12 protein-coding genes are annotated in these 11735 nt (G+C 42.5%); 6 read left to right on the top strand and 6 right to left on the bottom strand.

Annotation, left to right across the window (positions count from 1 at the left end; translation table 11 throughout):
* The first annotated feature begins 24 nt into the window (after nt 1-24).
* The 4 genes from V7L01_RS30810 to V7L01_RS30825 all read left to right on the top strand — a co-directional run bounded on the left by V7L01_RS30810 (nt 25) and on the right by V7L01_RS30825 (nt 2161).
* Nucleotides 25-567 (top strand): HD domain-containing protein, encoded by a 543-nt coding sequence (locus V7L01_RS30810; RefSeq protein WP_335041699.1) that lies wholly within the window; start codon nt 25-27, stop codon nt 565-567.
* A 484-nt stretch (nt 568-1051) separates the two neighbouring features.
* The gene (locus tag V7L01_RS30815; protein ID WP_012406943.1) at nt 1052-1261 is read left to right on the top strand and encodes a DUF2997 domain-containing protein; all 210 of its coding nucleotides are present in this window, start codon (nt 1052-1054) and stop codon (nt 1259-1261) included.
* A 52-nt stretch (nt 1262-1313) separates the two neighbouring features.
* A complete protein-coding gene (locus tag V7L01_RS30820; protein WP_335041701.1) occupies nt 1314-1700 on the top strand; it encodes a DUF1257 domain-containing protein in 387 nt (128 codons plus the stop codon).
* The gene (locus V7L01_RS30825; RefSeq protein WP_335041703.1) at nt 1700-2161 is read left to right on the top strand and encodes a ferredoxin; all 462 of its coding nucleotides are present in this window, start codon (nt 1700-1702) and stop codon (nt 2159-2161) included. The genes V7L01_RS30820 and V7L01_RS30825 overlap by 1 nt, the downstream gene beginning before the upstream one ends.
* A gap of 176 nt (nt 2162-2337) precedes the next feature.
* On the opposite strand, the gene V7L01_RS30830 is transcribed toward V7L01_RS30825, so the two are convergent.
* The 3 genes from V7L01_RS30830 to V7L01_RS30840 all read right to left on the bottom strand — a co-directional run bounded on the left by V7L01_RS30830 (nt 2338) and on the right by V7L01_RS30840 (nt 5410).
* The gene (locus V7L01_RS30830) at nt 2338-2622 is read right to left on the bottom strand and encodes a YiaA/YiaB family inner membrane protein (protein ID WP_094328132.1); all 285 of its coding nucleotides are present in this window, start codon (nt 2620-2622) and stop codon (nt 2338-2340) included.
* Nucleotides 2623-2923: 301 nt separating this feature from the next.
* The gene (locus V7L01_RS30835) at nt 2924-4555 is read right to left on the bottom strand and encodes a DUF4335 domain-containing protein (protein ID WP_335041705.1); all 1632 of its coding nucleotides are present in this window, start codon (nt 4553-4555) and stop codon (nt 2924-2926) included.
* Nucleotides 4556-4804: 249 nt separating this feature from the next.
* Nucleotides 4805-5410, bottom strand: coding sequence for a DUF3038 domain-containing protein (locus tag V7L01_RS30840; protein ID WP_335041707.1), 606 nt, complete (start codon nt 5408-5410; stop codon nt 4805-4807).
* 738 nt (nt 5411-6148) lie between these two features.
* Here V7L01_RS30840 and V7L01_RS30845 point away from each other — a divergent pair.
* Nucleotides 6149-7096, top strand: a complete 948-nt coding sequence (locus V7L01_RS30845; RefSeq protein ID WP_335041709.1) for a molybdate ABC transporter substrate-binding protein — start codon at nt 6149-6151, stop codon at nt 7094-7096.
* Nucleotides 7097-7160: 64 nt separating this feature from the next.
* Nucleotides 7161-7979: a PEP-CTERM sorting domain-containing protein gene (locus tag V7L01_RS30850; RefSeq protein ID WP_335041712.1), complete on the top strand. Its 819-nt coding sequence runs from the start codon at nt 7161-7163 to the stop codon at nt 7977-7979.
* Nucleotides 7980-8068: 89 nt separating this feature from the next.
* On the opposite strand, the gene V7L01_RS30855 is transcribed toward V7L01_RS30850, so the two are convergent.
* From V7L01_RS30855 to V7L01_RS30865, 3 genes are all read right to left on the bottom strand, one after another.
* The gene (locus V7L01_RS30855) at nt 8069-8719 is read right to left on the bottom strand and encodes a Uma2 family endonuclease (RefSeq protein WP_335041715.1); all 651 of its coding nucleotides are present in this window, start codon (nt 8717-8719) and stop codon (nt 8069-8071) included.
* A gap of 14 nt (nt 8720-8733) precedes the next feature.
* Nucleotides 8734-11151 carry an endonuclease MutS2 gene (locus V7L01_RS30860; protein WP_335041717.1) on the bottom strand — a complete coding sequence of 806 codons (2418 nt, stop codon included), beginning with the start codon at nt 11149-11151 and terminating at the stop codon, nt 8734-8736.
* Between the two features lie 193 nt (nt 11152-11344).
* Nucleotides 11345-11641, bottom strand: coding sequence for a DUF2288 domain-containing protein (locus tag V7L01_RS30865; protein WP_322717676.1), 297 nt, complete (start codon nt 11639-11641; stop codon nt 11345-11347).
* Nucleotides 11642-11735: the final 94 nt, after the last annotated feature.

The raw sequence follows: 11735 nt of genomic DNA on the forward strand, positions 1-11735 counted from the left end.
TAATACTTCGGGAAAAAATGCTAGATGAGTAGCCAGATTATAACCTTTCAAACAATAGAAGATGCTTACGAGTTTCTAGAACATTTGGGAGCTTCATCAAAGCTGATTCTCCACATCATGTTAGTTGGTGAAGCTAGTGATTTATTGATTACAAAACTACAAAAATTACGAGTTTCATTCGATCGAGACTTTGTGCATCTTGGCGTTGCGTTTCATGATGCAGGAAAGATTGTTCATCCAGATGAGCTTGTTGCAAAAGGAAATAATCACGAAGCTGACGGTGAACAGTTGTTAATTAGTAATGGTATTAATCCAAAGCTTGCACGATGTTGTCGTTCTCATGGGCAATGGCAAACAATGGAATGCTCGCTTGAGGAGTTACTTGTTGCCTTAGCTGATAACCTTTGGAAAGGTAAGCGTAATACTCAACTTGAAGAGATTGTGATTAAAAGGTTGGCTACTCAGTGCAGAAAAGATTACTGGGAATTATTTCTTGAGATGGATTCTTGTTTTGAGATAATTGCAGCAGAAGGTGATTCGAGGTTGTTACGTAGTCAAGCAGCATAACATTTTGCTACACAAAACAGACACTTTAAATAAGTATAAGGCTAGCGATCGCATTATGATTGGTGAACCCGGAGGATATACGCCGCTATAGCTACTAGCTTGCGGAAACCCCTAAAGGAATAGGGCAAACTTAATGTTGATAAAGTTTTTCAAGAATTTCTATATTTTTGTAACTCACTTAGCTTGCCATACTACGTCTAATGCTTGTTTTTAGGACTTTTGCAGCTTACTTAGCTAGCTCCAGTAGTTACCTTGACTAATCGATAAGGTTAAGAGAGACTAACTAAAGACTGATGTGACTGCTTATAATATTAATAAGTTTTGTAAAGATTCTGAGATATATATGTTGAGAGATGGAACATTATTTAACAAATGGCAAGTTTGTATCTAAAGTAAAAATAGTAAAAATGTTCCTACGGCTATATTTGTAGCCTTCTGCTAAAGCAGTAAAATTTAAGCGTACTTATCGTGGTTGGCCAAGAGCATGGAGACATTAGAGTTCATAATCTATCCAGACGGTCGGGTACAAGAAAAAGTCACTGGCATTGTGGGTGCTTCTTGCGCTGAGGTTACAGCAGCAATAGAAGCGCAGCTGGGGCAAGTACTTAATCATGAGCCAACCTCAGAATATTTCGCCGCGAAGGTGCAGCAATCTAATGTGGCGAATACACACACCACTTACAGCGATTGGTAACAGCGATTGGTAAGTTTTCACAGTAGTTTAGTGTAATTAATTCACAACCACCATGTCACACTTTAGCCAAATTAAGACTCAAATCCGTAACCTTGATTCTTTAAAAGATGCTCTGACTGAATTAGGTATAGACTGGAAACCCGGCCCACGCGAAGTACGCGGCTATCGCGGTCAAACCCATCCTGCGGAAGTTAGTATTGAGCAGGAAAATGGCTATGACATCGGCTTTAGATGGAATGGCAAGGAATATGAATTGGTAGCTGACTTGCAATATTGGCAGCAAGGCCTATCTGTGGATGGATTTTTGCGCCAGGTGACACAGCGTTATGCTTATCAAACAGTTGTGAAAGAAACGGCTCGTGTTGGCTTTCAAGTCGCTGAACAACAAAAAAATGAAGATGGTTCAATTCGCTTAGTAGTACAGCGCTGGAGTGCGTAATGGCTGATTTTCTGCCGTCGCCAGAAGAAGAAGAAGACAACCGTTCCGGTTTGGAACCAGAATTAGGGGGTTTTTTACGGGATGCCCCAGAACGTTCTGGTTTAGAACCGGAATTGGGTGGTGTGCTGCGTCAAAATGGTGTTTATGTTGATGAAATTACCTGTATTGGTTGCAAACATTGCGCTCACGTTGCACGTAACACCTTTTACATTGAACCAGATTACGGGCGATCGCGCGTAGTTCGGCAAGATGGGGACGCTGAGGAAATTATCCAAGAAGCAATTGACACTTGTCCGGTTGATTGCATTCACTGGCTTGATTACACTGAACTGAAAAAGTTAGAAGAAGAGCGCAAATATCAGGTAATTCCTGTAGTGGGTTATCCGGTAGAACAGGCAGTTGCTGCTAGCGAACGTCGGCGTAAAAAGCAAAAGTTAAAAACCAAAAAATCCCGTTATTAAGATAAAAACGTTAAATCAATATAAGAAAGGACTGGCTATACCAGTCCTTTTGTCTTTTGTCATATGATTAATTTATGATATGGAGATCCCATCAAATAGCAAAAGGTAGTATTGTTTGATATTCCTGAAACGGCTTTTTGGTAAAGCCTGTTAATCCAAAATTGGTATGACTGCCTTTATTTGAAATTTAGAGGATCGTGTTGTGAAAGCAATTTTTCTACTTTCGCCTCGTCTAACCTAGCGGTTAATCTTCTATTTTCATGCAAGTCTCTAGTAGTTTTCGCCAAAGTAAAAGTTGAGCCAACAGAGAAAGCCATACCCATACCCATAAAACCTTTCACCCAGCCATTTACAGGTAAGTTTACAATGCCGAAGGTGGTCATAGAAATAGAAATCACAAAAGCTGCCCAAGTTTGAATAACCCAAGCCGGACTGTCTTTTTGAGTACCAATTGTTTGCATATTTCCTACCTTCGATCTGGGTAATTTATACCAATTCCTAATACTCGCCTCCAGGGAGAAGCAAGCTACCTAATCAAGAAAAGTCAGATTTCCTCTGGGTTTCCAGACTTGTATCTATAGTTTGATTTTGGAGAATTGGTGTTAACAGTGATTCTATTGATTGGTAGGTTTACTGGTATCAATAGTAAGACCAGTTTGGTAACTGGACTCCAAAAAACAAGCTCAAGAGCAATTGCAGTAAATAGAAACTGGCACAAGATTTGTACCAGTTTTACAAGTGGCATCAAACCGATTAGTTTATTTATTCATCTGGAAAAGTCTGTACCTTGCCATCAGGACTGAGTACAACTCGAATTCTGACATTTTGTCCGCGTTTATTGGCGGAAACAAAAGGTTTACCAACTTCAGGCATCCCAGCGCTATCAACAAATTCTCTTGCTGCCTTATTAAGGGGAAAAATTCGTTCAACTGTACCGTCAACACTGACTATCAAACTGTACTCTAATGTTTGTCCCAGTCCAGTGGGTGGTTGCCAACGCTTTGTGAGGTACTCTCTAGCTTCTGCTACTTGAGGTGTGTCAAATAATGTGCCCGTAGCTACTTCTGTAGATGCTGGAGCTTTGCGTGCGTCCCCTAATTGATCGATGAATGGATTATTTTCCGCAGTTCTAGAGGAGGAAAGTTGTGAAGCAGGTTTCTCTCTAGGAGAAGGTGGCTGTAGGGAATTGATTCTTTCCTCTAGCTGTTGTGAGGTTAGTGGGGAAGGTTGGGTAGGGGTATTTCCACCACTATTATTGGGTATGGTGCTAAGAGGCGGGGGAGAGACTGGTGAGATATTAGCCGGTAAGCTGCTTGGGTTAGAAGATAGTCTAGGTGGCAAATTCCGCAGCTGAGGGAGAGTACTAGGTTGGGTACTTGACCCTGTAGGGTTCTGTCCAAGATTTGGTAATATAGCAATTTCCTGGCCTGGGGTTTTGCTAGATGGTGTGTTAGCAAAGCTCGCCGGAGGCATCGCTGGATTAGTAGAAAGGGTTGAAGTCTTGCCCTGAGGTATTGTCAGCGCATTATTATTTGGAAATACAGGTAGCGGTGTAGAGAAACTGGAACCAGGGGCTGTTAGAGGTGCTTGGGGCAAACTGGATGTGGGAAGTGGAGGGGTAGAACCTAGCAGATTATCTGATGAAGGAGTGAGTCCAGGTTGCGGCGTGGGAAAGTTTAGTGAGGATGAAGGTTCTAGAGCAGTCTTTACCGCTCCTGCATCTGATGTTTTGGCTGTCTGCTGTTGGTTTTCCCTAATGTTGTTAGCATATTGCCAAGTAAGTGGTAAAAAACCTACACCTAATACTAAGACTGCGGCAACAGGTGCCCAAGCAGGGAACCTCAGAGTCGAAGTGCTGTTGAGAGTTGGGAGTGCCATGACATCAGTTGAGTATTCATCTAAAGCACTTGCCAAATCGAATAGTTGCAGCAGACTGAGTTGAATTACGGGGCCAGATGAGTGGTTAGCGAGAGAACCAAGAAATAAATTGTGAGTTAAATAGCCGCTTGGTTCTAAGTGGATATTTGCCCCAGGAAACTGGGTACTAAAGGAATTTAATATTTTTGTTGAGGACTTTAATTCCGGCTCACCCAATGCTGTGCTTGACTGTTGGGTACCGGAGAAACTGACCCAAAAGCTTTCTGGAGGCTGTTGGAGGAATTGCTGTACGTAGCTTGTGACGGCATCACACAAAGCTTCGAGTTGTTCGCGATCGCCCCGAATTGGAACTCTGTGTTCTTCTGGTAATCGGGGATCGTCAAAACGAAGCTCAAAGCTCAGGTGCTTGAGGACAGTTTTACCCATCCAACGGGACAAAGGTGAGCTTTGCGCGAATACTTCTAGCGTGCAAGTTGGGGGTGTGTAGCAACGAATAACAGAATTTGATAGAGGCATGACAGGAACTGCGAGGAAGACTATTTGGGATTTTGCAAAAAGTTGAGCCAGTTGCTTGCAAAGAAAAGTTGTAACGGCGGATTCCTCCACTCAGAACTTTGTCAAGTTCCTTCCGTTATGCAAACTGGTGTGCAATAAGGAAGTAGTGCTGATAGTGGATCGGCCAAGAGCTAACGACTATCAAAAAGGTTTCCCGATCTAGTAAACAAATCACAAGCAAATTTTCGTTGAGGAATTTCAAATCTAAATTTAAAATTTTGTTGAACGGTCTATAAGTGCTAGCCAGAGACGGCGATGCCCACCAGGAGCACTGTAAAAAAGTAAATCTACAAGCAGTTTTAGGGCCAGGTTGGTAAGTAAATCCGTTGAGATTTTCTCGTCCTCTTCCATCCGCTCTTGGTAGGTGTTGCAAAAAGCATCAATATAATCTCCAAGTAAAGCAGCCTGGTGAGGTTCCCGGTTATTTTCTGCCATTTGCTCTAATAGGCCGACAGCGCGGCGAATCAATTCCTGGTGCTGTTTGGCTAGGTAGCAGACGATTAAAACAAGCGATCGCGCTTCTTCGACATCTAGCTTTTTTCGCCCTCCTTGACCTTTGCGTAGGGGATTTGATTGGCGCAGTCGCCATAAAGCTACGCGGTCTGGCACTCTTGACTCTAAATTCAGATCGGTTGCCGCCGAAAGCATAGCCTCTGAACCAATCCCAGTTAAGGTTTCTAGCGCCAACAGCACCAAGTCTAATTGGGTTTTGATATTGTCCCATTGAACTGTGTTTGGGGCTGGAAGCTTGATTAAATCCTCCCACTGGGAATTTGGAGTGGCTGAGTTGGCGGCCGAGTGCATAACTTTTAGCATAGGTGATCGAGCTGATAGGGGATGTTGCTGTTACCCATTTTGAAACCAGACTCTTAAGAATCAAGCTTGGTTTCCCATAGCTCTGAGCCAGAGGCTTCAGGTAGCTTTTTTCTATGTGGTAAACAGCAGGTATCTTTGTCTTACTCTAGATGAAAATTTATTTTCGACAAAGTAGAAAATTATCAATTCTAGTTAAGGTTTACCTAACTTTCGCTGCTAGCTCCGTATAAGAGTATAAATAAACTATTGTTTTGAATACTAACAGCTAATTATCGTTAAATAATTATGTAGAATACCTCCTAATTTATTTATGGTTTTAAATTTTGAAATTTATTGATGTTTATTAATTGGTCTTTATGTATACATAATTACTATACAAATCTTTTGCCTGTTTGCTAAAGGCGTTTCTTGCTGCTGGACACAATCCCACCTCTTTTTTGCTTGTGTGCAGCCTGTTATTTCAGGACAGGGTGGGCAACATCAGGACGATTGATGCCTCCATGAAACTGATGACAAACTTAAAAATTTGATAAAGTCAGCGTTTGAAGATATTGGCCAATTGATTTTATCCAACTTAGTTGGTAGTATAGCTCTAACTGCCAACCACGCACATATCAGAACTCATTTATAAACTTAGTGGGCAGAGGTAATAGTTTAGACATTTAGTACCGATCATACTTAAGTATGGGTTATAGATAGTTCGCTGAGTAGTAATAGCAACCCAATAATATAACAACGATGAAAAAGCATTTTTTTGCCTTTTCACTGATAGTTTGTGCTGTCGGTGTCACTCTGCCAACTCAGGCATTCGCAGTTAAGCTATACGGTGCTGGTAGTTTGCGAGATAGCCTTACAGAAGTAGCTGAATCTTTTAACGAGAAATATGGGATTCCGGTAGAAACGAGATTTGGCCCGTCTGGGCTAACACGAGAATTGATAGAACAAGAATTCGCCGAAACCGGAAGATCCGCAGATGTTTTTGCTAGTGCAGATATTGATAATCCTCAGACATTGTTTGAAGAAGGTTTAAGTGAACCTGTAGAGAACTTCACTAGCAACCGCATGACTGCTGTTGTCAGATCGGGACTTGGTATTACATCAGATAATTTGTTGGACTTTTTGCTAAAGCCTGAAATCAAGGTGGGAACTTCAACACCTATAGCAGATCCATCTGGTAACTATGCATGGCAGATATTTGACAAGGCCGATCGGGTTACACCTGGTAGCTCTCAAATTCTGAAGGATAAAGCCTTGCAGTTAGTAGGTGGTAATCCGAATGCTCCTATAGTTCCTAATGGCAAAAATAATTTAGTCTACTTTCTAGAAGAAACAAAGCAAGCAGATATATTTTTATCTTATTACACGAGTGGTCAGACTGCCCAAAAAATAGAAGGTGGTGAAAATCTGCAAATAGTAGAGCTACCCAACTATTTAGCAACAAAAGCTGATTATGGATTAGCTACACTCAAGAACGCCGATCCGGATGGTGAAAAATTAGCTGAATATATCCTGTCACAAAAAGGGCAAGAAATTTTAGAAAAGTATGGATTTAGTGCACCCTCTACTTCTGTTCCCGAACATCAGGGTGCTGGTGGAATTTTACTGGCTGTAGGTATAGCTTTTATCCTGAATAAAAAACAAGGATTGGTCAAAAAACAATTAATCAAATTAGACCAGCGCAGGTAGAAAAGTTTCTAATTTTGTCTTGAACTCAATCAATCTCATACTATATCTACAAAGTAAGTAAAATATGAATAAGCTGAATATCTTTCCTTTTTTATCTCAAAAAATCGCAAATAAAAGTATAGCTCTGATAGCGGGAATCTCATCGAGTATTCTGCTTGCTAGCCCTATCTATGCAGCCACCCTTGGTCAAAATCTTATTGTTAATGGGGATGCAGAACAAGGGCAAGGAGATACAATTGGTAATGCTGTTGGAACTGATATACCTTTTATCCCTGGCTGGGTTCCAAGTGATAGTTTTAGTGTGCTGCAATATGGAGCAACAGGTTTTGAATTTACTAATGCTTTGGGCAATATAGTTGCCGTTAGTGGACTTCCTGATGCTAATAGTTCAGGCCCAAGTGTAGGTGGAAAAAATCTCTTTTTTGGTGGTGCTAATAGAGGCTCATCAAGTGCTTCTCAATTAATTGATATAGCTGACCTTGCCTCCATAACTGATGCTGGACAAGGAGCATACGATTTAAGCGCCTGGTTAGGTGGCTACGGCACTGATTTAGATAATGTGAAGTTTAGTCTTAATTTCCTCAATCAAGATGGTCAATCTCTAAATACAGCATTCCTTACTTCTCCCACTCCAGACAAAAGAAATAATACAACAGGTTTATTATTCAAATCTACAAAAGGTTTTATTCCCGTTGGTGCAAGACAAATTAATGTTGCTCTGGAGATGAACTATGTTCGTGGACGCGTGAATGATGGCTATGCTGATGACCTCTCGTTAGTAATCACCAAGGTTCCAGAACCATCAATCTCAGCTTTATTGTTAGTTAGTTCATCTTGTCTGATGGTATGGAAATTACGTAGAAATCGCCAATTATTGCCGTAGATGGCATTAGCCTAGCTTTGAGCGATAAAATCATACTTTTATAGCACTGGTCACAAACTTTTTTTAGTAGCAATTTCTGGCAATTTCAACTAAATCTGGCTACCAATTTGCTGTCTTATCCACGCACGAAATGCTTTCATTGTCGCATTTCTACCATTAGTTTTACTCAGCATCAAATATTCGGGAATCACTTGGTCAATTGGAAGATTTTGGAAAATAGAACTGGTATTTGATTCTATATATTGACCATCGAGCAGCACGTTTATTTGCAACTTGCTTCCATTCCATCGCCACAGTTCTGGTACTCTCAAAGCTTGATAATTATTAAAACGAGTCCGGGAGGTAATATCAATTTCAATAGCTAAATCTGGAGGCGGGTCAGTTTCTAAATTGATTCTATCTTTGCCCCTAATTCTAGCTTCATTTTGAATATAGAAACAATCATCGGGTTCTACCCCAGCATCCATACTTTCCTTATCAAAAGTTGTAGAACCCAAACTCCAAAATTCCAGATCGAGTTCTTCTAATAAAACTTTTACCAAATCCCCAATAATAACTTTAGCTACTTCATGCTCTGGTAAAGGAGCCATTATTTCCAGCACCCCTTGACTGTAAGCTATCCGAGAACTGCGATTGTCTCCCAATTCCGCTAAAATGCGTTTGTATGCCGACCAGGAGACATCTTTAATCAACAACTGATGACCGGCTCTAACAATTAGTTGATTCAGTTCAAGTAACATAGCATTCCTGCTCTTTATTTTATGTGAGCAACGGTAACACCACTGCCGCCATCTGCTTGTTCTGCTGGTTCGTAGTTGTTCACTCTGGGATGCTGTTGCAAAAAAGCGTGAACTCCTTGTCGCAGCTTACCAGTGCCGTACCCGTGAATAATCCAGACTGGGCCTGTAGCTTCCGAAATGGCTTTATCTAAAATGTATTCGGCATCAGCCACCCGTTTACCACGCAAATCAATGGTATTTTGGGAAGTCCGAATTTCTGGGACAGTTTGCGGTGGTGGCGTTACTGGTGCTGGGGCTGGTTTGGGTTTGACGATTGGTTCGGCTTTTTGACCATCTAGAGATTCTACATCTTGCAACTTCACAGTCATCTTCATTAGCCCAAAGCGAACGCTTAACTCCCCATCTTCATCGGGGGCAGTTATAACTTCTGCTACCTGTCCCAATTTGGGAACACGGAGGCGATCGCCTACTTTGGGCATAAATCCAGCTTTTGGTTTTGCTGGCGTTGCTGGCTGATATTGCTGGCCAATTTGATTCAAAGCATTGGTTGCTTGTTGGGCTTCTTGGGCTGTGGGCGTACCTTTCTGCAAGCGGCGAATCACTTGGGCAATTTCACCTTTTGCTTGGGCGATCGCTTGTTGGACTGCGATTTCCTGGGAAGCCCGCAAACTGCTTTCCCTTTCCTCCAAACTTGCGGCTTTTGCGGATACTTGTTTGTATAAACGTTCCGCTTGCTGCAACAAAACTTGGGCTTCCGCAGCTTTGGTTTCCTGGCGGCGGCGTTGCGCTTCTAAGCCAGCAATCACCTGGTTAACTTCATCTGTAGCCTCTCCCACTTGAGTTTTCGCCTGTTCTACCACTTCTGGTTTTAATCCCAAGCGTAGGGCAATTGTCAGGGCGTTAGAACGTCCGGGGATGCCCCACAGCAAACGATAAGTAGGCGACAGAGTACTTTCGTCAAATTCTACAGAGGCATTTTCAAACCGCTCGTCTTCGTATTTCAGGGCTTTTAATTCCCCGAAGTGAGTGGTGGCGATCGTTAGCTGGGCATGGTTGGCGAGATATTGCAACAAGGCGATCGCTAAAGCACTACCCTCAACTGGATCGGTTCCTGCGCCGACTTCATCGAGTAAAACGAGCGATCGGGGCTTGGGTATTTCCTTTTCCCCATTCTCGATTCCCGATTCTCCATTTCCCAATGCTTCTAAAATCCGACTAATCCGGCGGATGTGCCCAGAGAATGTAGATAAACTTTGTTGTAAGGATTGTTCGTCGCCAATATCTGCCAACACCTTATCAAACCAAGGTATTTCCACTGGTTCGCGGGCGGGGACAAATAAACCCACTTTTGCCATCAATGCTGCTAACCCCAAAGTTTTTAAGGTTACAGTTTTACCGCCAGTATTTGGCCCGGTAATCGTCACTACCCGAATTAGCGGGTTGATCAGTAAATCTACAGGAACTACTGGTTGCCCTTGTTCGTGCTGTTGTTGCCACACTAACAATGGATGTCGTAAATTCCGCAAAGTAATGATTTCATTGTCTTCACGCTGGATAAATCGCGGCGGATTCGCTCCTAGCCAGTAACTATATCGCGATCTAGCGGTTGCCAGATCCAAAGTGGTAGCGATCGCTAACAATCTCTCTAAATCTGGTTTGACTGCGGCTACTTGTTCAGTCAAAGCACGACGAACCGCTTCTTCTTCGGCTTGCTCTCTCCTAATTATCTGCCGCAGTTGGTTGCCCAAGGGTACTACTGAATTCGGTTCCACGTACAAGGTGGCACCGCTGGTAGAGGTATCGTGGACAATACCGGGGATGGCATCTTTTTGAGGTGCTTTTACGGGGATGACAAAGCGATCGCCCCGTTGGGTAATTAGCTGTTCTTGAACTGCTCCAGATTTTGCCTGTAAGATATTTTGCAGCTTTTGGGTAATTTGGCTGCGTACTCGCCGCAAGTCTGTGCGAATTTCTCCCAGTTTTAGACTCGCGCGATCGGTTACCTGGGCCCGTTCATCAATACAACGGTGAATTTCCTGTTCTAGTTCTGGATAAGTCCGCAAATCGGCAACCAAATCAGTCAATATCGGCAAATCTTCCTGATTGTCAATCACACGGCGCAAGTTTCTGGCACCAGCGAGGGTGGTGGCGATCGCTAACAGTTCATCCCCTGCCAAAACTCCACTACGTTCTGCCCGTTCTAAGGAATCGCCAATATCTTGAATTCCCTCAAATGAAAGTCCCGTTGTGAGGCGAGTTTCCAGTTGGTAAACTTCTTTGGTTTGCTCTAACAACTGTTCGCTTTGGATCTGAGAATCGGGTATTTTCAGATGACGCGCAGCTGTCGCCCCCAACTTAGTTGCCGCAAAGGTGGCAAGGTGCTGGCAGAGGCGATGCCATTCTAATAGTTCTAAGGTTTCAGATTGGATCAAGGTTTCAACATCTAATCTGAAATTATCGTAACAATTCTAGCTCCTAGATGGCTAAATCTTTAAGGAGAAAATTTTGCTTTAGTCAATGGTTAAGAGGTATATTCACCCTCTGCCTTCTTATACATTGATGTATTTTATACTACATAAACATTTTTGTAGGCTCTAACTCCGATCGAAATGCTACAAAAACCGATTAAGCAGCAACTATTTCTTGCGCCAGAACGTAAGGCTGAACGATGAGAGTATTAAATCGTTTAGTGCGATCGCCATTCCATTCTCCCACTTGTACTGTCGTGGGTTTGGCAATCAATTGTTTATCAATCCACTGTTCCACTGATGGGATGTTATCACTGGCGATCGCTACTCCAACATCCACCAAGTTTAGCTCAAGCGCCACCAAAATTACTGCATCTCGTTGTACATGAGGAATTAGCCACTCCCACTCTGCCTCATCCAGAATTTCTGTCAATTCCGCTCTTAAATCCGACATCATTCCTCAATTTGTATTGGCTAAGAAACTATTTTACATTAATTACTACAGACGCGATGAATCGCGTCTCTACTTCCAACTTTTGTACAGACGC

The sequence above is a fragment of the Nostoc sp. genome (assembly GCF_036917095.1).
Classification (GTDB): Bacteria; Cyanobacteriota; Cyanobacteriia; order Cyanobacteriales; family Nostocaceae; genus Nostoc.

What these genes read in the sequence shown, in the direction of transcription:
- V7L01_RS30840 (WP_335041707.1), bottom strand. Translation starts at nt 5,410, where the DNA reads ATGCTAAAAGTTATGCACTCGGCCGCCAACTCAGCCACTCCAAATTCC.
- V7L01_RS30865 (WP_322717676.1), bottom strand. Translation starts at nt 11,641, where the DNA reads ATGTCGGATTTAAGAGCGGAATTGACAGAAATTCTGGATGAGGCAGAG.
- V7L01_RS30850 (WP_335041712.1), top strand. Translation starts at nt 7,161, where the DNA reads ATGAATAAGCTGAATATCTTTCCTTTTTTATCTCAAAAAATCGCAAAT.
- V7L01_RS30820 (WP_335041701.1), top strand. Translation starts at nt 1,314, where the DNA reads ATGTCACACTTTAGCCAAATTAAGACTCAAATCCGTAACCTTGATTCT.
- V7L01_RS30855 (WP_335041715.1), bottom strand. Translation starts at nt 8,719, where the DNA reads ATGTTACTTGAACTGAATCAACTAATTGTTAGAGCCGGTCATCAGTTG.
- V7L01_RS30825 (WP_335041703.1), top strand. Translation starts at nt 1,700, where the DNA reads ATGGCTGATTTTCTGCCGTCGCCAGAAGAAGAAGAAGACAACCGTTCC.
- V7L01_RS30845 (WP_335041709.1), top strand. Translation starts at nt 6,149, where the DNA reads ATGAAAAAGCATTTTTTTGCCTTTTCACTGATAGTTTGTGCTGTCGGT.
- V7L01_RS30810 (WP_335041699.1), top strand. Translation starts at nt 25, where the DNA reads ATGAGTAGCCAGATTATAACCTTTCAAACAATAGAAGATGCTTACGAG.
- V7L01_RS30830 (WP_094328132.1), bottom strand. Translation starts at nt 2,622, where the DNA reads ATGCAAACAATTGGTACTCAAAAAGACAGTCCGGCTTGGGTTATTCAA.
- V7L01_RS30815 (WP_012406943.1), top strand. Translation starts at nt 1,052, where the DNA reads ATGGAGACATTAGAGTTCATAATCTATCCAGACGGTCGGGTACAAGAA.
- V7L01_RS30835 (WP_335041705.1), bottom strand. Translation starts at nt 4,555, where the DNA reads ATGCCTCTATCAAATTCTGTTATTCGTTGCTACACACCCCCAACTTGC.